The sequence below is a fragment of the Streptomyces sp. NPDC059092 genome (assembly GCF_042756365.1).
Classification (GTDB): Bacteria; Actinomycetota; Actinomycetes; order Streptomycetales; family Streptomycetaceae; genus Streptomyces.
This window is the reverse complement of the sequence record NZ_JBHZEJ010000018.1, coordinates 1-20091: the sequence shown is the minus strand read 5'-3', so window position 1 is coordinate 20091 and position 20091 is coordinate 1. Positions and strand designations below refer to the sequence as shown.

Here is a 20091-nt window from a genome sequence, read left to right as displayed (position 1 = left end):
GACGCACCCCGACCATGAAGCTCGACCCGGTCACCCTGGAGATCATCGGCAACAAGCTCGGCGCCCTCACCGAGGAGATGTGCCTCACCCTCCAGCGCACCAGCCGCTCGCTGTACGTCAAGGAGACCGCCGACTTCTGCTGCGCGCTCGCCGGACCCGACGGCGCCTTCACCGCCTACCCGCGCGGCATCGGCGTCTCCGGCTTCGTCGGACTCGACGTCCGTACGGCCGTCGACCACGTGGGACCGCTGGAGCCCGGTGACGTCATCGTCACCAACGACCCGTACACCTCGGGCGGTCTGGCCACGCATCTCACCGACATCCAGCTCATCGAGCCGTACTTCCACGACGGCGGGATCATCGGCTACGGGTGGGCGTTCATCCACTGCTCCGACATCGGCGGACGGGTCCCCAGCAGCCTGGCCCCCACCAACCACGAGATCTACCAGGAGGGCCTGCGCATACCGCCGGTCAAGCTCCTGCGGGCCGGCGAGCCCAGCCGCGACATCGCCGCCCTCCTCCAGGCCAACAGCCGTACCCCCGAGGCCAACGACGGCGACCTGCGCGCCATGCTCGCCGCCCTGCGCACCGGCCGGGAGCGACTGGCGCGGGTCGTCGCTCAGCACGGCGCCGCCGATGTCACCGCCGCCCACACCGACCTCGTCGAGCACACCGCCGAGAAGGCCACCGCCGCGCTCGCCACCCTGCGGGACGGCACCTACCGGTTCACCGACTACCTCGACGACGACGCCGTCTCCCCGGTGCCCGTACGGATCTCGGTGACCGCCACGCTCGACCGGGGAGCCCTGCACCTCGACTTCACCGGCACCGATCCCCAGGTCGACGCCGCGTTCAACATCGCCAGCCACGGCCGCGCCCACGCCTGGATCACCACCCGTGTCCTCGCCCTGATCTGCACGCTCGACCCGGGTATCCCGCTCAACGGCGGGCTGATCAGGCCGGTCACCGTCACCGCCCCCGAGGGCTCCGTCGTCAACGCCCGGCCGCCCGCCGCCGTCGGCATCCGGCACGCCACCGCCTCCCGCGTCAACGACGCGCTCGGCGGGGCGCTCGGCCTCGCCGCGCCCGAGGTGATGCCCGCCGCGAGCAGCGGTCTCGTCGTGCCCGTCGTCGTCGCCGAGAGCGCGCCCGGCGGCGGCCAGAACGTCCAGGTCCTCGAACCCATGGTCGGCGGAACCGGCGCCCGCGACGGCGCGGACGGCGTCGACGGCCGCGACAGCGGCATCTCCAACCTCGCCAACAACCCCGTGGAGACCGTCGAGACCGAGATCGGCGCGCAGATCGTCCGCTACGCCCTGCGCCCCGACTCCGGTGGCCCAGGACGCTGGCGCGGCGGCTGCGGCCTCGAACTCGTCTTCCGCGTCCTCGGCGACGACAGCAGGCTGCTCGCCCGTGGTCTGGAACGCATGCGCTTCCGCCCCTGGGGCACCGCGGGCGGCGGTCCCGGCGCCCCCGCCGAACTGGTCATCAACGAGGGCCTGCCCGGCGAACGCCGGTACACCAAGATCGACATGGTCGCGCTGCGCCGCGGCGACACCGTCACCCTGCGCACCTCGGGAGCGGGTGGTTACGGAGACCCCTGGACCCGCGATCCACGGGCGGTGCTCGCCGACCTCCGGCGCGGACTGGTCACCGAGCGGGTCGCGGCGGCCTCGTACGGAGTCGCCGTCACCGTCGGCTCCGACGGCCGGCCCGTACTCGACGAGGCCGCCACCGCCGAACTGCGCCGCACCCCGCCGTCCCCGCCCGTCGGGGCCGGGCCCGAGCGAGCCGCCTGGGACGCGGTCCACGACACCGAGGCGGCCGACCGCCTGGTCGCGGCGCTCTTCCGCCTCCCGCCGTCACGCCGCTACGCCCGCCGGGCCGCCGTCCACACGGCCGTGCTCGCCGTGCTCCCCGACGGCTTCCCCGTCTCCGCCGCCTCCGCCGGGGAACTGGCCGAGGCCCGTGCCGTACTACGGCGCCACACCGCCGCGCTGGAGGAGGACGGCAGGAGCTGATCCGTCCCGCGGGTCCGCGCCGGCGGACGACTGTCGCTATGCTGCGGCCCCAAGCGCTCACCCGAAGCAGTCAAACGAACAAGCGCGGGGTACGGCGAGCGGTGGCGGTACGGCGAGGGGGCAGACGGACATGCGGGAGCCGGTCGAACTCAGGCGGCAACGGATCCTCGCGGCGGTGGAGTCGCGCGGCGCGGTGAGGGTCAGCGTGCTCGCCACCGAGCTGGAGGTCTCGGTGGTCACGGTGCGGCGGGACGTCGAGGAGCTGACCCGGGCGGGCAGGCTGCGGCGCGCCCACGGCGTGGCGCGCGCGGTACGGCCCGCCCCCCCGGCGGCGGAGAACGCCCCGGCGGCGCGCCGGGCCGGGCAGCCCGCCGAGGGCGGCGCGGTCGCCCTGGTGGTGCCGGAGCGACACTCGTACCTGTACGAGGCGGCGTACGGTGCCAGGCCGGTGCTGGAGGAGGCCGGGTTCCGGGTCGCCCTGCACGTCGCCCCGCAGGCCCCCGGCGCCGAACGGCCGCTGGTGGAACGGGCGCTGGCGGACGGGGCGCGGGGGCTGCTGATCGCCCCGAGGTGGCGCAGCGCGGCGGCCGAGGAGGCGGACCACGGCTGGCTCGCCGAGGTGGGCGTGCCGACCGTCCTGATGGAGCGGCGGCCCCGCCCCGGCAGCGCGCTGCACGCCCTGGACGTGGTCTGTTCCGACCACTGGTACGGCGTGCACCTGGCCGTCGACCATCTCGTCGGCCTCGGCCACCGCCGTATCGTGCTGGCCGCACGCGACGACAGCCCCACCGCGCGCAGTATCCGCGCGGCGTTCACCGAGATAGCCGCCGCCCGGCCGGAGGTGGCGGACTGGTCGGTGGCGCTCTCCTCGCCCGGCGCGGTGCCGGGCCCCCGTTCCGAAGAGGCGGCCGCGCGCGACCGCGCCCCGCTGGACCTCGCGGCGCTGCTGCGCGAGCACGGCGCCACCGCGGCGCTGCTGCACGGCGACGTGGACGCGCTGATGCTGGTCCAGAACCTCACGGAGCAGGGTGTACGGGTGCCGCAGGACTGCTCCGTCGTCGCGTACGACGATGTGCTCGCCGCGCTGGGCTCCACCCCGCTGACCGCGGTGGCCCCGCCGAAGGCCGAGGTCGGCCGGGCGGCGGCCGAACTGCTCGTGCACCGGCTGTCCCGGCCGGAGGGCGCGGCCGGCCCCGTACGCAGGATCGAGCTGCTGCCGGAGTTGAAGGTACGTGGTTCGACCCAGCGCCTGGCCCACGCGCCGGCCAGGGCGTCGGCGGAGGCACCGGCCCGCGGCCCGGCGGAGGCACTGGCCGGCGGCGCCGGAGGTACCGGCCCCTGCGCCGGTTCCCGTCCAGAAATGAACGTTTGACCGTTTCAACTTTCTTCTGAGCGATCTCTTGACCAATTGTGATCAGCCGATCAGGATTCCCCGTGTCTCGAACCGGAGCCGCGGGAGGCCCCCATGCCTGGTCGACAGAGCCGTCGATCCGTGCTGGCCACGATCGCCGCGCTGCCCCTGACAGGTGCCCTGGGCGCCTGCACCGGGGGCGGCTCGGACACCCGATCGGGCAGCACGAGCACCACCAGCGGAAAAGCCACGCACCTCACCTTCTGGTCCGCGCTGCGCGGCAGCCAGGAGGTCGTGGACGCCTTCAACAAAACCCATGACACCATCCAGGTCGACTTCCAGCAGATCCCGTCCGGAGACTCCGGCGGTTACGCGAAACTCAGCAACGCCGCCCGCGCGGGCAACGCCCCGGACGTCGCCACACTCGAATACCCCCAGGTCCCCGGCTTCGCCATCGACGGCGTCGCCCGGGACATCACCGGCCTGGTCGGCGACGGACTGCGGGCGAAGCTGCTGCCGCAGGCGCTGGGTCTGACCACCTTCGAGAAGCGGATCTTCAGCCTGCCGCTCGACATCGAGCCGATGGTGATGCACTACCGCGTCGACCTCTTCGAGAAGTACGGACTCGATGTCCCCCGCACCTGGCAGGAGTTCGAGTCCGTCGCGAGGACCGTGCGCCGCACGGCCGGGGAGCGCCGCCTCGTGCTCTTCCCCACGGACGGCTTCACCCAGTTCGCCGCGTACTCCTGGCAGGCCGGCGCCCAGTGGTTCGACACCGCGAAAGGCGCCTGGAACGTCTCGCTCGCCGACGCGCCGACCCGCCGGGTCGCCGCGTACTGGCAGCGGCTGATCGACGACGACCTCGTCTTCACCAACGGCGTCAACAGCAGACAGAGCGACGCCCAGATCGGCAACGGCCTCGTCCTCACCCGGCTCACCGGGGCCTGGGACGCCGGCGCGCAGATGAAGGCGCGCCCCGGCCAGAAGGGCCTGTGGGCGATCGCCCCGCTCCCGCAGTGGGACCCGGACCGGCCCGCCGTCGGCACCCACGGCGGCTCCACCTTCGCGGTCACCAAGGACAGCCGCCACCCGGAGGCCGCCATGGAGTTCATCGAGTGGCAGATCTCCCACCCCGACGCGCTCCGCGCCCGGCTCTCCAGCGGCACCAGCAGCCAGTACCCGGCCGTGCCCGGCCTGGTCGCCGTCGGCCGTGCGGCGTTCGACCGCGCGTACTACGGCGGCCAGGACATCTACACCCTCTTCGAGCAGCAGGCCCACACGATCCGCCCCGGCTGGATCTGGGGCCCCCGGTCCAGCGCCACCGGGCGCGTCATGCAGGACGGGTTCGCCCGGGCGAGCGGCGGCAAGGGCTCGCTCATCGGGTCGGTGCGCGAGGCACAGCGGGGCACCATGCCGGACCTCAGGGCCCTCGGTCTCGCCACCACCGAGAACGGCACCTGAGCGAAGGCCGCCCCACCCCGCCCGTCCCCGCACCAGAGAGGCAGGTGACATCCCATGACCAACCCCCTGACCAACCCCGCGCCCAGCCCCCTCGCCACCCCCGCGCCACCGGCGCCCGGCACACCACGGTCCGCGAACGGCGCCCCCGCGACCGCCGCCCGCGGCGGCCGGAAGTCCGCCCGGCGCCGCGAACTCGGCGCGTGCGGTGTCCTGATGACCCCTTTCTTCGCCCTCCTCGTGACGGTCTTCCTGATCCCCGTAGGGACCGCCGTATGGCTGAGCTTCTTCAGCGCCGACCAGCCGGGCCTCGGCTTCGGCCCGGAACGTACCGTCTTCGTCGGACTGCGCGGCTACACCGCCGTCCTGACCGACCCCACCTTCCTCGGCGGCCTCGGCACCGTCGTCCTGTACTGCGTGATCTACATCCCGCTGATGGTGATCGCCGCCCTCGCGCTGGCACTGCTGCTCGACTCCGGGGTGGTACGGCTGCGCTCCTGGGCCCAGCTCGGACTCTTCCTGCCGCACGCCGTGCCCGGCATCATCGCCGCCCTCATCTGGCTCTACCTCTACACCCCCGGCATCAGCCCGATCATCGACCTCCTCGGCAAGGCCGACATCACCATCGACTTCCTCGGCGTCAACACCGTGCTGCCGTCCATCGTGAACATCGCGCTCTGGAGCAACCTCGGCTACAACATGGTCGTCTTCTACGCCGCGCTCCAGGCCGTACCGCGCGAGGTCGTCGAGGCGGCGGTGGTCGACGGCGCGGGACCGGTCCGTACCGCCCTCCAGGTCAAGACGCCGCTGGTGCGCTCCTCGATCGTGATGGTGGCGATGTTCACCCTCATCTTCGCCCTCCAGCTCTTCACCGAGCCGATGCTGCTCAGTGAGTCCACCCCGATGATCAATTCGCGTTTCTCGCCCAGCATGTACATCTACGACGCGGCGTTCGTCCGCAACAACTACAGCCTGGCCGCGGCCGCCTCCGTCGTCCTGCTCGTCTTCACCGTCGCCCTCTCCTACGGCGTCACCCGCTGGACCAACCGGGCCAACGCCCCGGAGGAGGCCACCCGATGAGCACGACGACCACCGCCCCGCGCACCCCCCTGCCAGTCGTCACCCGCGGCGGCCCACCGCGCCCCCGCCTCCTCGGCCGCGGCGTCGTCAACCTCGTCGTCGGCGTCTCCGTGCTCTACACCCTGCTGCCGGTGCTCTGGCTGGTGCTCGCCTCGGGCAAGAACCGCGACGCGCTGTTCAGCAGCGACCTGCTCTCCCTCGGTGACTTCTCCTTCGTGCAGAACCTGAAGGACCTGTTCGCCATGGACGGCGGGCTGTACGCGCGCTGGTACGGCAACAGCCTGCTGTACGCGGTCGTCGGCGCCGCCCTCGGCTCCCTGATCTCCATCGCCTGCGGCTACGCCTTCGACAAGTACCGCTTCCCCCACAAGGAGAAGCTGTTCGGACTCGTCCTCGCCGCCGTGATGGTCCCGCAGACCGTCCTCGCGCTGCCGCTCTACCTGATGGCCTCGGGCGCCGGCCTGGTGAACACCTTCTGGGCCGTCTTCATACCCGTGCTCTTCAACCCCTTCGGTGTCTACCTCGGCCGGATCTTCAGCCAGGGGTACGTACCGAACGAAGTGCTCGAAGCGGCGCGCGTCGACGGCGCCGGCGAACTCACCACCTACGTACGGGTCGCCCTGCGGATGCTCGGCCCCGGGCTTGTCACCGTCTTCCTCTTCCAGCTCACCGCCATCTGGAACAACTTCTTCCTCCCCATGGTGATGCTCTCGGACCAGAACCTGTATCCGGTGAGTCTCGGCCTCTTCACCTGGAACAGTTCCGCCAGCGTCTCCCCGGAGTACTACCCCGTGGTGATCATGGGCTCGCTGCTCGCGGTCCTGCCGCTGATCCTCGCCTTCGCCCTGCTCCAGCGTTTCTGGAAGTCCGGCCTCACCGCGGGGTCCGTCAAGTAGCCGCGTCCGGGGAACACCCGTAGGGCGGGACCGCCGTCCCGCACCACCCGTGCCAGGAGCCCCCTCGTACCAGGAGAGAGATGCCCCCCACCCCGACCGCACGCCCTCGTCCGCGCGCCGCGCTCGCCATGTCACCGCAGGCCGCGGCGGCCGTCCTCGACCCGGAGATCCTGGCCGCCCTCGGCGCGGTGTGCGACCTGACGCCGCCGCCCGTCCTCGACGACCTCACCACCGGGCGGGCCCGCGCCACGCTCGCGGACGTGGAACTCCTCGTCACCGGCTGGGGCTGCCCGCCGCTGGACGCGGCGGCCCTCGCGGCGGCGCCCCGGCTGCGCGCCGTCGTCCACACCGCCGGCACGATCCGCGGCCATGTCACCGAGGCCTGCTGGGAACGCGGCATCGAGGTCTCCTCGGCCGCCGCCGCCAACGCCCTGCCCGTCGCGGAGTACACCCTCGCGATGATCCTGCTCTCCGGCAAGCGGGTCCTGGAACGCGCCCGCGCCCTGCGCGCCACCCACGAACGCGGTGACTGGCTGCGGACCTCCGCCGGCACCGGCAACTACGGCCGCACCGTGGGCATCCTCTCCGCCTCGCTCATCGGCCGGCGGGTGATCGAACTGCTCCGCCCGTACGATCTGCGGATCCTGCTGCACGACCCGTACGTCTCCGACGTGGAGGCGACCGCGCTCGGCGCGCACCCCGTCGGGCTCGGCGAACTCTTCGCACGCGGCGACGTGGTCAGCGTCCACACCCCGCTGCTGCCCGCCACCCACGGCCTCGTCAGCCGCGCACTCCTCACCTCCATGCGCCCCGACAGCGTGCTCATCAACACCTCGCGCGGCGCCGTCGTCGACCAGGACGCCCTCACCGACGTCCTGCGCGCCGGTCGTCTCCGGGCCGTCCTCGACGTCACGGACCCCGAGGTCCTGCCGCCCGAACATCCCCTGTGGACCTGCGAGAACGCGCTCATCACCCCGCATCTCGCGGGCTCGCAGGGCAACGAACTGCGCCGGCTCGCCGATCTGGCGGTCCGGGAGGTCACCCGCTGGGCGGCGGGCGACGGCTTCGACCACCCCGTACGACGCGAAAGGCTGGCATTCCTCGCATGACCCCATCCCACGGCACACCCGCCCCCGGAAACCAGGCCCCCGGCGGGCCCGCGTTCCCGCTTCCGCCCGACGACCGGGCGCTCAGTCCGCACACCGGCTACACCCGGGCCCACTGGGAGGCCACCGCCGACGGACTGCTCCGCGCCGCCTGGCGCTGGGCCACCCCCGGCAGCGCCCTGCTCGACCTGCCGGGACGGCCCTCGGGCTCCGGGGTGCGCTCCGACGGCCTCGAAGGCTACGCGCGTACGTTCCTGGCCGCCGCCTTCCGGGTCGCGGGCGCGGGCGGCAAGGACCCGCACGGCTGGCTCGACCGGTACGCCGACGGGCTCGCGGCGGGGACCCGGACCCCCGGACGGGACGACACCGAGTCCTGGCCGCTGATCCTCGATCATAATGTGCAGGGCCAGCCCATGGTCGAGTCCGCGTCGGTCGCCCTCGGGCTGCGGCTGACCGCGCCCTGGCTCTGGGACCGGCTGGACCCCGGCGTCCAGGACCGGGCCGAGGAGTGGCTGCGCGGCTCCCTGCGCCACACCCCGGCGCCCAACAACTGGTATCTCTTCCCGTACTCGGTGGCCGGGTTCCTGGAGTCCGTCGGCCGGGGCGACGCCGAGACGGCGCGCGCCAGGGAGCGGGCGCTCACCCTGCTGGAGGGCTGGTACCAGGGCGAGGGCTGGTACGCCGACGGCGACAGCCGCGCCTTCGACCAGTACAACGGCTGGGCCCTGCACCTCTACCCCATGCTCGACGCCCATCTCGCGGGCGACACCGAGCAGTTGGCGCACCACGGCGCCCGGCTGCGCACACACCTCGACGGCTTCTCCCTGCTCTTCGGCGGGGACGGCGCGCCGATGCACTTCGGACGCTCGCTCTCCTACCGGTTCGCGGCGGGTGCCGCGGTCGGCCTCGGCGCCGTCACCGGGCACACCCCGCTCGCGCCCGGGACGTCGCGACGGCTGGTGAGCGGCGCGCTGCGGTACTTCCTGGACCGGGGCGCGACCGGCGACGACGGGCTGCTGAGCCTCGGCTGGCACGGCCCGCACGACGCGACGCTCCAGCACTACTCGGGCCCCGCCTCGCCGTACTGGGCGTCCAAGGCGTTCGTCGCGCTCCTCGCCCCCGAGGACCATCCGCTGTGGACGGCGCCGGAGGAGCCCGCGCCGAGCGAGGGCCCCGACCGGGTGCTGGCCCTCGCCGTACCGGGCCTGCTGGTCCAGTCGACCCGCGCGGACGGGATCGTACGGCTGCACAACCACGGCAGCGACCATCTCCGCCCGCACGAGGGAGAGGCGGGTGTCGCGGACGATCCGCACTACAGCCGGCACGCCTACTCGACCAGGACCGGCCCCACCGCCGCGGCCAACGTCGCGGACAACCATGTGGCGCTGGAGGTCGCGGGCCGGGTCAGCGGCCGTCGCCGGATCCACCCGCTGGGCGCCGGCGGCGGTGCCGGCTGGGGCTGGGCCGCCTCCTGGCACCGCCCGGTCTTCACCTCGGGCGCTCCCATGGTGCCGGGGCTGCGGGTGGAGAGCGTCACGGTGGCCCGGGGACGGTACGAGCTGCGGGTGCACCGCGTGGTGGGCGCCCCGCCGGGCGCGCTGGTCCGGCAGACGGGCTGGGCGACCGGCCCCGACGAGGAGATACGGTCCGACCTGCACGGGCTGTACGGCTGGGAGGCCGCCCCCGGCGGGCGACGGGCCCCGCAGGGAACGGCGTTCACCCGCTGGGCGGTGGTGCCCGAACTGACGGCGCCGGCCGAGGGCACGGCACTCTTCGCCGCCCTCGCCACGCTCACGGCCGAGCCCGGCGCGGCCCCGCCGGCCGACGCGGTGAGCGAGGTGACCGTGGACGGGGGGACGGTCGAGGTCCGGTGGAGCGACGACGGATCGCGGACCCGGATCGCCTTCGGCCCGCTGACGGTCGAACACGGCTGAGCGGACCCGCCCTCTCCCACGGCTCCGCCCCGCCCCGCCCCGTCCCGCCCGCGCCGCGTCAACGGCCGGGCGGGACGGGGGAGTCAGGCGTTGACGAGATCGATGTAGCGGGCCCAGTCCCAGTACTTCCCGGGGTCCGTGTGGGTGGCCCCCGGTACCTCGCTGTGCGCGATGATGTGCGCACGCGTCCTGGGGATGGCGTACCGGTCGCAGACGGCGGCGGTGAGAGCCGCGGACGAGGCGTACAGCGCGTCGGTGAAATAGGCCGGCTGGTCGACCCACCCCTCGTGCTCGATACCGATGCTGCGGGTGTTGTAGTCCCAGTTGCCGGCGTGCCAGGCGACGTCCTTCTCCCGTACGAACTGCCCGATGTACCCGTCGGCCGAGGCCACCATGTAGTGCGCCGACACCTTCTTGGCCGGGTTCTGGAAGATGTCCCTCGCGTCCGGGAAGGTCTCCTGCGTCACATGGATGACGACGAAGTCGACGGAGTACTGCGTCGGGCGTGAGGCGACGGTGTAGTTGGAGGTGCTGGCCGGGATCCAGTGGGTCGGCGGATAGGCGACAGCGCCGAGGCGGCCCGCCGGACCGGCCGCTTCGGCCGCGCCGGCCGCCGAAGCGTGCGCGGCGCTCGCGGCGGTGAGTCCGAGGGCGGCGGCGCCCAGGTACGCACCGGACCTGAGCAGTGAGCGGCGGGACGGGGCAGAGCCGTGGGCTTCCATGGGAGCCTCCCGAAATCCGTTTGCCGTGGGGGGAATTGACGCGCGTAGCGGGATTTCCCTCCATGCTGACTGTCCAACAGGTGCATGCCAATATTCCGATGGCAAAGAAAGGGAACACCGGTCGGTCCGGACCTCTGGCAAGGGCCGCGCGTCCCCGGGCGCGGTCCGGCGGACCGGCCCGCCCCCACCCTGTCGGGACCCTGCCCACCACCCGCGAACGCCACACGGCCCGCGCCCCACGATGGCCCGTACGAGGGGCCGGGCGTCCCGGTGTTCGTATCGTGGTGCGACGTGTGCCCGGGGGCCCGCGATGCGTAATACTCTCCGTATGGGATCGAGGATTACGCGGCCGGGAGGCGGGGCCCGCGGCGCGGCCGTGGCGATCAGACGGGCGACCGCCGGGGACGCCAGGCGGCTCACCAAGCTGGTCCGCGGCTCCCACGCCTACCGCGACCCCTACGCCTCGATGGTCGCCGGATACCGGGTGGGCGAGGACTACATCGAGACCCACGAGGTGTACGTGGCCACCGGCGGCGACGGCCGGGTGCTCGGCTTCTACGCGCTCGTCCTCGACCCGCCCGAGCTGGACCTGATGTTCGTCGCGGACGACGTCCAGGGGCTGGGCATCGGGCGCCGCCTCGTCGGGCATCTCACCGACCGGGCGCGGGAGGCGGGGCTCGACACCGTACGGGTGGTCGCGCACCCGCCGGCCGAGGGCTTCTACCGCGGTGTGGGCGCCGTGCGGACGGGCACCGTGGCCGCGCGCCCGCCCGCCGTGCCGTGGGACCGCCCCGAGATGGTGCTTCCGATCGGCCGCGACGGGGACGAGGATGAGGATGAGGGGGAGGGCGAGGAGGTCAGGCCACGGGAGGGCCGGTGATCCGTGTCCCGTCCGTCGCGTAGGGCCAGGCGTTGATGACGCACCCCCGCAACCCCTTGATCTGCTGCATCATCGCGGGAGCGGGCTTTCCGGCGCCGGGGCAGGTCTCGTGGTTGTGCCCGAGGTAGTGGCCGACCTCGTGGTTGATGATCAGCGCGCGGTAGGACGGCACGTCCTGGGCGTAGGCCGGGGTGGCCAGCCGCCAGCGCTTGAGGTTCACCATCACGTGCCGGCCCACATTGCAGTTGACCTCGCCGCCGGTGTCCAGGTTGTACTCGCCGCAGATCCGGTCGACGGTGTCCGGCGTCGCGAGCTGGACGACGAAGTCGGCGGCGTCGTCCGCGACCCGCCGGAAGCCGGTCGCGCCGTCGGCCGTCCAGCCGCGCGGGTCCGCCAGGACCTTGTCCACCTCCGAGGCGACGGCCTCGGCGGACTCCTTGAGCCCGTCCTCGACGGAGACGGAGTACGTCACGATCCGCCCGTTGCCGAACGGACCGCTGCCCGCGCCCGCCGTGCTGAACGTGCCGGGACCGGACTTCGGGATTCCGGTGCCTGGGCCGCCTTCCGGCTTCTTCTCGGCGGCGGGAGACGCGGACGGTGTTACGGACGAGCTTGGTGTGCCGGACGAGGATGGTGAGCCGGCCGTGGCCGTGTCCGTTCGCGGGGAAGCGGTCTGCCGCGTGCTCGCCGTGGACTCGCTTCCGTTGCCGAATTCCGTCACGACGAGACCGACGGCCGTCAGTGCGGCCAGCGCGGCGATCCCGACGGCCAGCGGTGCCTTGCGGGCGGGCCTGGCGTGGGCGGATCCCTTCGAACGGCGACGCCTGCCGTGCGGCCGGGCGGGGGAGGTGCGATGGGTCATGGGGGAAGAGGCTGTGTGGGCGGTGTGTTCAAACCTGGACCAGGAGATAACGAACCTATAACGTCCAGGTGTGAGGGGATTCGTATGATCGTCACGTAACAGTTGCCCCCACCGGCCCCCGCGCGGCGGGTACGCCACCCGGGCGTACGGATACTGTCGGCATGCCACGTGTCCTGCTCATCGAAGACGACCCCGCCGTACGCGAGGGCGTACAACTCGCCCTGCGCCGCCAGAGCCACGACGTGGAGGCCGCCGCTACCGGGGAACTCGGGCTCGAACAGCTCCGGCGGTTCCGTCCCGACGTCGTCGTCCTCGACCTGATGCTGCCGGGGATGAGCGGCCTCGACGTCTGCCGCAGGATCAGGACCGACAGCCAGGTGCCCATCATCATGGCCACCGCCCGTGGCGACGACGTGGACGTCATCGTCGGTCTGGAGGCGGGAGCCGACGACTACGTCGTCAAACCCGTCCGGGCCCGCGTCCTCGAAGCCCGGATCCGGGCCGTACTGCGCAGGTTCGGCGCCCCCGCCGACGCCGACGCGAGGATCGAACGCCACGGCGACCTGGTCATCGACCGCGCCGGACTCGACATCACCCTCCGCGGCGAACCCGTCCCGCTCGCCCTGTCCGAGATGCGGCTGCTGCTCACCCTCTCGGCCTCGCCGGGACAGGTCTTCAGCCGCCAGCAACTCCTCGAAGCCGTCTGGGAACACAGCTACCACGGCGACATCAGACTCGTGGACGCCTGCGTGAAGCGTCTGCGCTTCAAGATGGCCGAACCCTCGGGGGCGCCGCGGTACGTCCAGACCGTACGCGGCTTCGGCTACCGCTTCCGGACCCCCTGACCCCGTGAGCGCCCCGGGCCCCGGGCGTCCGAGCCCCGAGCCCCTGGACCTGATACGTGACCCCTGCCCCCTGATGCCTGAGACCTCCCGATGAGACTCCCCGGAACACCCCCCTCGATGTCCCGGATCCGCCTGATCCCGCGGGTCCGCGGACTGCGCGTCCGCCTCGTGGTCGCCTTCACCCTCGTCGCCGTCGCGGGAACCCTCACCAGCGGCGCGCTGACCTTCCGCGAGGCCCGCACCGGTGTGCTCCAGCAGAGCCAGGACACCGTCCTCGAACAGTTCCGCGAGCGGGTGAACGGCTCGGCGCCCGGGCTCGGACTGCCCGCCGAACGGTCGGACCTGGAGTGGTTCACCGACGAGGTGGCCAAGGCCGGCCGCTCCGAGGGCTGGCGGGTCCTGACCGTCTACCGGGACCTGCGCGTCACCTCCTCCCCGGACGACGCCTTCACCGAACTCACCCCCGAACTGAGACGGGCCGCGCTCACCGGGTCCGACACGGTCTTCCAGCGGGTCCCCACGAAGGACACCTCCGTCCTCGTCGTCGGCCTGCCCGTCACCTACGCCACCCCCGCGGGCGCGACGCCCCGCCACTCCGGCCTCGCCGTCTTCCTGATCGTCTCGCAGAGCGAAGAGGAGGCGTACGTCAACGCCCTGGTCGCCGCCGTCCAGCGCGCCACGCTTCCCGCGCTCGGCCTGGCCGTGCTCCTCGCCCTGCTGGCCGCGCGCGGCGTACTGCGCCCCGTACGGGAGCTGCGGCGCGCCGCCCGGTCCATGGCCGAGGGCCGCTTCGACACCCGGCTCGCGGTGCACGGCTCCGACGAACTGGCCGACCTCTCCCGCACGTTCAACGAGACGGCCGGCGCACTGGACCACTCCGTCGCGGAACTGCGCCGGATGGAGGCCCGCGCCCGCCACTTCGCCTCCGACGTCTCCCACGAACTGCGCACCCCCCTGGCCGCCATGGCGGCCGTCACCGACGTGCTGGACGAGGACGCCGCCGGGCTCGACCCGGACACCGCCACCGCCGTACGCCTCATCAGCCAGGAGACCCTCAAACTCGCCCGGCTCGTCGACGACCTCATGGAGATCTCCCGCTTCGACGCCGGAGCGGCCGAACTCCAGTGGGACGACATCGATCTCGCCGAGTCCCTGCGCCGTACGCTCGCCGCCCGCGGCTGGACGGAGACCGTGGAGACCGAACTGCCGCCCCCGGACGCCCTGCGCGGCCGGGCCGACGCGCGCCGCCTCGACGTCGTCGTCGCCAACCTGGTCGCCAACGCGCTGCGCCACGGCGAACGCCCGGTACGGCTGCGGCTGTACGCGGTGCCCGCCGGGCGGGCCGTCATCGAAGTGACGGACAGCGGCCCCGGCATCCCCGACGACGTCCTGCCGCACGTCTTCGAACGCTTCTACAAGTCGGACACCGCCAGGACGCGCACCGAGGGCAGCGGTCTGGGGCTCGCCATCACGGCGGAGAACGTCCAGTTGCACGGCGGCACCATCCGGGCCGCGAACCGGCCGGCGGGCGGCGCCGCCTTCACCGTCGAGATCCCGCTGCCCGCCGACCCGGCCGAGCCGATCCCCGTACCCCATGACCGCCGTTCGGAGGGCCGATCATGACCCCGACACCCCGGCGGCGCCCGGCCGCCACCCTGCTGCTGACGCTGACCGCGCCGCTCCTGCTCGCGGCCGGCTGCCGGATCCCGGGCACCGGCGTCGTGCAGGCCGGCGAATCGGCCACCGGCGTGCGCCCCGTCATCCTGCTCTACCTCGTCAAGGACGGCGCCCTGCATCCGGTGGCGCGCTCCGCCGACGTCACCTCCATCGAGGTCGGCACGGCCGTCGCCCTCGCGTTCCGCGGACCCCGGCCCACCGAGGCGCGCGGCGGGGTGACCACCGAGCTGCCGGCGGTCCCGTCCCGGCCACGCGTCGTCGTGGACGGTGACCGGATCTCGGTCGAACTGCCGGGGCTGGGCCCCCTCACGCCGCTCGCCATGGACCAGCTCGTCTGCACGGTGGCCGCCGCCCGGGCGCTGGAGGCGCAGGCCGAGGCCCCGGCCGTCACGGTGGTCGACCGGGACGGCCGGCGTACGGTCACGGCCGCCGAGGCCCGCTGCCCCGCCGGGGGCAGTTCCTCCGACGGGTACCAGCCCGGCGGGGATCAGGATTCCGGGGCCGGGGAGGGCGAGTCCCGGGAGCCGGTGGCCCCGCCCGCGGCGGACGAGGCCACCAGCGGGGGCTACTGACCCAGCAGGGTGTTCATCCGGGTGATCTCGGCGGTCTGCGAGGTGACGATGGCGTCGGCCATCTTCCTGGCGCCCTGATGGGTGCCCTGGGAGCGTTCGGTCCTGGCCATCTCGACCGCGCCCTCGTGGTGCTCCACCATCATCTTCAGGAATGCGGCGTCGAACGCCTTGCCGGACGCCTTCTCCAGCTCCGCCATGTCGCCGGCGGCCATCATCCCTGCCATGGAGTGGCCGGAGTGCTCCGCGCCGTCCGCCGCCGGGGCGTCCTTCGCGGGTACGTCCTCGCCCCAGGCCGTGAGCCACCCCGACAGGGTCCTGATCTCCGGGGCCTGGGCCTTCTCGATCTCGGACGCGAGGGTCTTCACCTCCGCCGACGAGGCTCGGCCGACGGCGAGACCGGCCATCTCCACCGCCTGCCGGTGGTGCGGGATCATGCCCTGGGCGAAGGACACGTCGGCGGCGTTGTGCGCCGAAGCCGAAGCCGAAGCCGAAGCCGAAGCCGAAGCCGAAGCCGAAGCGGATGCCGAGCCCGTCGCCGAGGCGGACGGGTCCGCGCCGTGGCCCGAGTGCGTCTTCGTGGACGCGTCCTGCCCGCCGCAGGCCGCGAGCACCAGTACGGCGCTCACGACGGCGGCAGCGGCAGCGGCCCGGCGACGGGCCGGAATACGGTACGAGGTCATGCTGGAACAACTCCTGTGCGTGAAAAGGGACAGAGGCATGCCGAACGCGGGGCACGCCTATATGCGCAGGAGTTGCAGTTCGCTCAGTGAGGGAGGGGCCCGGTCGCCCGGCGTCGCCCCCGGGCCCTGGCGCGAGACGCGCTCAAGGGCCTGCGTACCGGCGGGCGGGCCCGGCAGCGCCGGCGCCCAGAGCGCGGGCCCGGTACTGGTACCGGCCGCGGCGCAGGTGGTGTCCGCGTGGTCCATGTGCCCGCCGCCGTCATGGGTGGGCGGGGCGCAGACCGGCGCGTCCGCGGCCGTGGCGTGGGTGGAGGCGGAGACGGACGCCGATGCGGACGGCGGCGCGGTGTGCGCGCCCAGGGCGGGGACCGGTCCGAGGCCGTGCATGGCCAGCAGCCCGGCCGTCACCGCCAGCACCAGCGACAGCAGGACGCGTCCCCCGAAGGGGCCGTGCTCGCCGCGCCGGAGCCGTCTCATGGGCCCATCGTAGACACAGCCCTTCGGCTGCCCCGAGGCGGCGTCCACCCGGCGGCGCGCCGCCGGGACCGGACCCGTCGGCCCCGACGCGGTGTCAGGCCGACCGGGCGGTCCGTTTCTCCCGCGCCAGCAGCCAGAGCAGATAGACCCCGCCGAGGGCCCCGGTGACCAGCCCCACCGGGATCTGGAAGGGGGAGAGCACCCGCTGCGCCAGCAGATCGGCGGTCGCCAGGATCAACGCCCCGGTCAGCAGGGCCGATCCGATCGGGGGGCCGGGGGAGCGGGTGATCCTGCGGGCGAGTTGCGGGGCCGCCAGCGCGAGGAAGCCGATCGGGCCCGCCACGGCGACGGCCGTCCCGGCGAGGGCGACGCCCATCAGCAGGGAGAGCGCCCGTACCCGCGGCACGTTCACACCCAGCGCCCCCGCCGTGTCGTCGCCCATCTCCATGAGCCGCAGCGGCCGGCCCAGCGCCAGGGTCACCACGGCGAGCACCGGCAGCGCCAGCGCCAGGGGTGTCACCTGCGGCCACGAGACGGCGTTGAGACTGCCGAACGTCCAGGCCTTCGCGCTCTCCGCGGACTCCAGGTCGGCGCGCGTGAGCAGGAAGTCGTTGACCGAGGAGAGCATCGCGCCGACGGCGATCCCGGCGAGGACCAGCCGGTTGCCGGAGACCCCGCGCGACGCGGTGAACGCGTACACCACCACCGCCGTGCACAGCCCGCCGAGCACCGATCCGGCGCCGATCCCCACCCCGGCCGAGCCGCCGCCCGCGAGGATGACGACGAGGGCGCCGCTGGTGGACCCGGTGGTGAACCCGATGACGTCCGGGCTGCCGAGCGGGTTGCGCGACAGGCTCTGGAAGAGCGCCCCCGACAGCCCGAGCGCCGCCCCGACGAGCAGCGCCGCGCAGACCCGCGGCAGCCGCTGGCCGACCACGATGAACCGGTCGGTGGCGGAGCCGCCCCCGGTGAACAGGACGTCGGCGACGTGCGCGGCGCCGATCCGGTACGTACCGGTGAACAGGGTGAGCGCCCACACCGCCACGCAGCACACCAGCAGCACGGCCAGCACGGCGGCCGTACGCCCCGAGTAGCGCAGGGTGATCCCCCGGGGCAGCCGCGCCACCCGTGTCGGGGCCGACGGCCGGGGCGGGGCGGCGGTCCGCGCGGCGGCGGACCGGGGCGCGGCGTTCACGCGGCGACCTCCCGGCGCCGTACGACCAGCCACAGCAGCGCCGGAGCGCCGATGAACGCGGTGACGATACCCACCTCGATCTCCCCCGGTGGCGCGATCACCCGCCCCGCGATGTCACTGACGAGCAGCAGGATCGCACCGCCCGGCAGTGCGAAGGCGAGCAGCCAGCGCAGATCCGGCCCGAGCAGCAGCCGCAGCACATGCGGGACGACCAGTCCGACGAAGCCGATCGGCCCCGCCGCCGCGGTCGCGGCGCCGCACAGCAGCATGATCGAGACGAACCCCGCGGCCCGCACCCACGGCACCCGCAGCCCGAGCGCGGCGCCCGCCTCGTCCCCGAGCGCCAGGGCGTTCAGGGAGGGGCCGAGCACCAGCGCGACGACCGTCCCGGCCAGGACGAAGGGGGCGGCGGCGGTCAGCGCCTCCGTCCCGCGGTTCTCCAGCGAGCCGACCACCCAGAAGCGGTACGAGTCGAACGCCGAGGAGTCGAACATGGTGAGGATGCCGGTACAGGCCCCCAGGCTCGCCGACAGCGCGGCCCCCGCCAGCACGAGCCGGGTGTGATGGTTGCTCCGGGTGGCGCCCGAGGTGAGGGCGTACACCAGCAGCGCGGCCAGCACGGCGCCGGCGAAGGCGAACCAGATGTACCCGGACACGCTGGTCACATGGAACGCGGCGATGGCCGTCACCACGGCGAACGAGGCACCGGAGTTGACCCCCACGATGCCCGGTTCCGCCAGCGGATTACGGGTGATGGCCTGCATGACGACCCCGGCCAGTGCCAGCGCCGCGCCCACGGTGACCGCCAGCGCGGTGCGCGGCAGCCGCAACTGACGGACGATGATGGCGTCCGGGCTGCCGTCGTCGTGGAGCAGCACCCGCCACACGGTGTCCAGCGGGACGCCGCGCGCGCCGACGCCCAGGCTCACCAGGAGCAGCAGGACGACGAGGCCGAGACAGACCACCAGCGCCGCGAGCCGTCTGCCGCCCTTCGCCCGCGCCGCACCGGCCTGCGCCGGTTCGGTCGGCGCCGGTCCGGTCCGTGGAGCGCCGGTCCGGTCCGTACCTCCCGATATGTGATCCATCGCATGACTGTCATCCCTACTCATCCGCACTTAGGAGAGCCTAAGCTAAGCGCTCGTGTACCGCTTCCGTGATCTCCCTCTCACCCGTCTGATCAGCGGCGTCGCCCTGTCGGGTGCCCTGCTGCTCACCGGCTGTTCCACGTCGACCTCGAACGTCGCGTCGGACAGCGGCCCGACCGCCAAGCCGTCGGCCGCCGCCACCCACACCGCTCCCCGCACCGTGCCCAAGGGCATGGGAAGCGGCAAACCGGACGGCGAATTCCCCCGTACCGTCGGCCACTTCGAGGGGAAAACCACCATCGGGGCCGCGCCGAAGAAGGTCGTGACCATCTCCACCGGCCAGGCCGACGCGCTGCTCACACTCGGCACGGTGCCGGCCGGCTCCACCCGGGGCGACGGCGCCGACCTCGTACCCCAGTACCTGAAGGACGACTTCCCCAAGGACGCGGCCGCGCTGGGGAAGGTCGCCGACGTGGGTTCGCGCGTGGATCCGAACCTGGAGACCATCGCGAACATCAAGCCCGACCTGATCCTGATGAACGTCGCGGGCAAGAACGCCGGCAGCCTCTACAAGGCGCTGAGCGCGGTGGCGCCCACCGTCGCCACCCAGGGCACCGGGCTCTACTGGAAGCAGGACTTCCTGCTCGTCGCCGACGGGCTCGGCAGGACCGAGCAGGCGCGCACGTACCTGGACCGCTTCCACACCGACGCCGCCGCGCTGGGCACCTCGCTCGACAAGCCGGTGACCGTCTCGTTCCTGCGGCTGAACGGGGACCGTCTGCGGGTCTTCGGCGTGCCGTCCTTCACCGGAAGCATCGCCGAGGACGCCGGACTCGGCCGGCCCGAGAGCCAGCGGTTCGACAAGACGTCCCAGGACATCAGCAACGAGCAGCTCGACCGGGCCGACGCCGACTGGATCTTCTACGGGGTCCAGGGCGACGCGGCGAAGACCGCCGAGCTGACCAAGGCGCCGCTGTGGCCGACCCTCTCCGCCGTCGCCGGCAAGACCGCGATCGCGGTCGACGACGACGTCTTCTACCTCAACACAGGGCCCACGGCCGCCCGTGACGTGCTCACCGCCCTCAAGAAGCACCTGACCTGATCCCGGTACGGCCTGATCCCCGTACGGCCTGATTCCCGTACGAAGGGGCCCGGTTCCGTCGGGGCGGTGCGGCGGTACCCGGCCGGGGTGTTTTACACATAAAAGAGCCCACGCGAGCGACTAGCATCGCGGTTTGCGGGGTGTGGGT

18 protein-coding genes are annotated in these 20091 nt (G+C 73.1%); 12 read left to right on the top strand and 6 right to left on the bottom strand.

The genetic code is table 11. The features are described from left to right. Positions 1-14: 14 nt before the first annotated feature. From ACFXPL_RS13560 to ACFXPL_RS13530, 7 genes are all read left to right on the top strand, one after another. The gene (locus ACFXPL_RS13560; RefSeq protein WP_384917402.1) at positions 15-2021 is read left to right on the top strand and encodes a hydantoinase B/oxoprolinase family protein; all 2007 of its coding nucleotides are present in this window, start codon (positions 15-17) and stop codon (positions 2019-2021) included. Between the two features lie 130 nt (positions 2022-2151). Further along, on the top strand, positions 2152-3393 hold the full coding sequence (locus tag ACFXPL_RS13555; protein ID WP_384917399.1) for a substrate-binding domain-containing protein: 1242 nt from the start codon (positions 2152-2154) through the stop codon (positions 3391-3393). A 93-nt stretch (positions 3394-3486) separates the two neighbouring features. Then, complete coding sequence (locus ACFXPL_RS13550) at positions 3487-4833, top strand: ABC transporter substrate-binding protein (RefSeq protein ID WP_384917396.1); 1347 nt, start codon at positions 3487-3489, stop codon at positions 4831-4833. Positions 4834-4887: 54 nt separating this feature from the next. Further along, on the top strand, positions 4888-5910 hold the full coding sequence (locus tag ACFXPL_RS13545; RefSeq protein WP_384917393.1) for a carbohydrate ABC transporter permease: 1023 nt from the start codon (positions 4888-4890) through the stop codon (positions 5908-5910). Then, positions 5907-6806 carry a carbohydrate ABC transporter permease gene (locus tag ACFXPL_RS13540; RefSeq protein WP_384917389.1) on the top strand — a complete coding sequence of 300 codons (900 nt, stop codon included), beginning with the start codon at positions 5907-5909 and terminating at the stop codon, positions 6804-6806. Before ACFXPL_RS13545 ends, ACFXPL_RS13540 begins: the two co-directional genes overlap by 4 nt. Positions 6807-6886: 80 nt before the next feature. Next, positions 6887-7915 (top strand): hydroxyacid dehydrogenase, encoded by a 1029-nt coding sequence (locus ACFXPL_RS13535; protein ID WP_384917386.1) that lies wholly within the window; start codon positions 6887-6889, stop codon positions 7913-7915. After that, complete coding sequence (locus ACFXPL_RS13530) at positions 7912-9846, top strand: DUF2264 domain-containing protein (RefSeq protein WP_384917383.1); 1935 nt, start codon at positions 7912-7914, stop codon at positions 9844-9846. Before ACFXPL_RS13535 ends, ACFXPL_RS13530 begins: the two co-directional genes overlap by 4 nt. An 83-nt stretch (positions 9847-9929) precedes the next feature. On the opposite strand, the gene ACFXPL_RS13525 is transcribed toward ACFXPL_RS13530, so the two are convergent. Then, positions 9930-10568: an N-acetylmuramoyl-L-alanine amidase gene (locus ACFXPL_RS13525; protein ID WP_384917380.1), complete on the bottom strand. Its 639-nt coding sequence runs from the start codon at positions 10566-10568 to the stop codon at positions 9930-9932. Positions 10569-10896: 328 nt separating this feature from the next. Here ACFXPL_RS13525 and ACFXPL_RS13520 point away from each other — a divergent pair, with 328 nt between their 5' ends. Next, complete coding sequence (locus tag ACFXPL_RS13520; RefSeq protein ID WP_384917377.1) at positions 10897-11448, top strand: GNAT family N-acetyltransferase; 552 nt, start codon at positions 10897-10899, stop codon at positions 11446-11448. Here ACFXPL_RS13520 and ACFXPL_RS13515 read toward each other — a convergent pair. Continuing rightward, a complete protein-coding gene (locus ACFXPL_RS13515; RefSeq protein WP_384917374.1) occupies positions 11426-12310 on the bottom strand; it encodes a DUF3152 domain-containing protein in 885 nt (294 codons plus the stop codon). The two genes, ACFXPL_RS13520 and ACFXPL_RS13515, sit on opposite strands and share 23 nt — an antisense overlap. 161 nt (positions 12311-12471) lie before the next feature. Between ACFXPL_RS13515 and ACFXPL_RS13510 the strand changes: the two genes are divergently transcribed. From ACFXPL_RS13510 to ACFXPL_RS13500, 3 genes are all read left to right on the top strand, one after another. After that, positions 12472-13155: a response regulator gene (locus tag ACFXPL_RS13510; protein WP_384917371.1), complete on the top strand. Its 684-nt coding sequence runs from the start codon at positions 12472-12474 to the stop codon at positions 13153-13155. A 117-nt stretch (positions 13156-13272) separates the two neighbouring features. Then, on the top strand, positions 13273-14778 hold the full coding sequence (locus ACFXPL_RS13505) for a sensor histidine kinase (protein WP_384917368.1): 1506 nt from the start codon (positions 13273-13275) through the stop codon (positions 14776-14778). Next, positions 14775-15404, top strand: coding sequence for a hypothetical protein (locus ACFXPL_RS13500; protein ID WP_384917365.1), 630 nt, complete (start codon positions 14775-14777; stop codon positions 15402-15404). Before ACFXPL_RS13505 ends, ACFXPL_RS13500 begins: the two co-directional genes overlap by 4 nt. Here the strand turns inward: ACFXPL_RS13500 and ACFXPL_RS13495 are convergent. The 4 genes from ACFXPL_RS13495 to ACFXPL_RS13480 form a co-directional block, all read right to left on the bottom strand. Then, positions 15398-16084, bottom strand: a complete 687-nt coding sequence (locus tag ACFXPL_RS13495) for a DUF305 domain-containing protein (protein ID WP_384917362.1) — start codon at positions 16082-16084, stop codon at positions 15398-15400. The two genes, ACFXPL_RS13500 and ACFXPL_RS13495, sit on opposite strands and share 7 nt — an antisense overlap. A gap of 57 nt (positions 16085-16141) precedes the next feature. Next, positions 16142-16561 (bottom strand): DUF6153 family protein, encoded by a 420-nt coding sequence (locus ACFXPL_RS13490; RefSeq protein ID WP_384917359.1) that lies wholly within the window; start codon positions 16559-16561, stop codon positions 16142-16144. Between the two features lie 94 nt (positions 16562-16655). Continuing rightward, positions 16656-17756, bottom strand: coding sequence for a FecCD family ABC transporter permease (locus ACFXPL_RS13485; protein ID WP_384917356.1), 1101 nt, complete (start codon positions 17754-17756; stop codon positions 16656-16658). Beyond that, on the bottom strand, positions 17753-18841 hold the full coding sequence (locus tag ACFXPL_RS13480; protein ID WP_384917353.1) for a FecCD family ABC transporter permease: 1089 nt from the start codon (positions 18839-18841) through the stop codon (positions 17753-17755). Before ACFXPL_RS13480 ends, ACFXPL_RS13485 begins: the two co-directional genes overlap by 4 nt. 55 nt (positions 18842-18896) lie before the next feature. Between ACFXPL_RS13480 and ACFXPL_RS13475 the strand changes: the two genes are divergently transcribed. Then, entirely contained in the window at positions 18897-19943 is a 1047-nt protein-coding gene (locus ACFXPL_RS13475) for an ABC transporter substrate-binding protein (protein ID WP_384917350.1), read from the top strand. Positions 19944-20091 lie beyond the last annotated feature (148 nt).

Excerpts from the sequence above, each read along its gene's own strand:
- ACFXPL_RS13560 (WP_384917402.1), top strand. The coding sequence starts at position 15 with ATGAAGCTCGACCCGGTCACCCTGGAGATCATCGGCAACAAGCTCGGC.
- ACFXPL_RS13555 (WP_384917399.1), top strand. The coding sequence starts at position 2,152 with ATGCGGGAGCCGGTCGAACTCAGGCGGCAACGGATCCTCGCGGCGGTG.
- ACFXPL_RS13550 (WP_384917396.1), top strand. The coding sequence starts at position 3,487 with ATGCCTGGTCGACAGAGCCGTCGATCCGTGCTGGCCACGATCGCCGCG.
- ACFXPL_RS13545 (WP_384917393.1), top strand. The coding sequence starts at position 4,888 with ATGACCAACCCCCTGACCAACCCCGCGCCCAGCCCCCTCGCCACCCCC.
- ACFXPL_RS13540 (WP_384917389.1), top strand. The coding sequence starts at position 5,907 with ATGAGCACGACGACCACCGCCCCGCGCACCCCCCTGCCAGTCGTCACC.
- ACFXPL_RS13535 (WP_384917386.1), top strand. The coding sequence starts at position 6,887 with ATGCCCCCCACCCCGACCGCACGCCCTCGTCCGCGCGCCGCGCTCGCC.
- ACFXPL_RS13530 (WP_384917383.1), top strand. The coding sequence starts at position 7,912 with ATGACCCCATCCCACGGCACACCCGCCCCCGGAAACCAGGCCCCCGGC.
- ACFXPL_RS13525 (WP_384917380.1), bottom strand. The coding sequence starts at position 10,568 with ATGGAAGCCCACGGCTCTGCCCCGTCCCGCCGCTCACTGCTCAGGTCC.
- ACFXPL_RS13520 (WP_384917377.1), top strand. The coding sequence starts at position 10,897 with ATGGGATCGAGGATTACGCGGCCGGGAGGCGGGGCCCGCGGCGCGGCC.
- ACFXPL_RS13515 (WP_384917374.1), bottom strand. The coding sequence starts at position 12,310 with ATGACCCATCGCACCTCCCCCGCCCGGCCGCACGGCAGGCGTCGCCGT.
- ACFXPL_RS13510 (WP_384917371.1), top strand. The coding sequence starts at position 12,472 with ATGCCACGTGTCCTGCTCATCGAAGACGACCCCGCCGTACGCGAGGGC.
- ACFXPL_RS13505 (WP_384917368.1), top strand. The coding sequence starts at position 13,273 with ATGTCCCGGATCCGCCTGATCCCGCGGGTCCGCGGACTGCGCGTCCGC.
- ACFXPL_RS13500 (WP_384917365.1), top strand. The coding sequence starts at position 14,775 with ATGACCCCGACACCCCGGCGGCGCCCGGCCGCCACCCTGCTGCTGACG.
- ACFXPL_RS13495 (WP_384917362.1), bottom strand. The coding sequence starts at position 16,084 with ATGACCTCGTACCGTATTCCGGCCCGTCGCCGGGCCGCTGCCGCTGCC.
- ACFXPL_RS13490 (WP_384917359.1), bottom strand. The coding sequence starts at position 16,561 with ATGAGACGGCTCCGGCGCGGCGAGCACGGCCCCTTCGGGGGACGCGTC.
- ACFXPL_RS13480 (WP_384917353.1), bottom strand. The coding sequence starts at position 18,841 with ATGGATCACATATCGGGAGGTACGGACCGGACCGGCGCTCCACGGACC.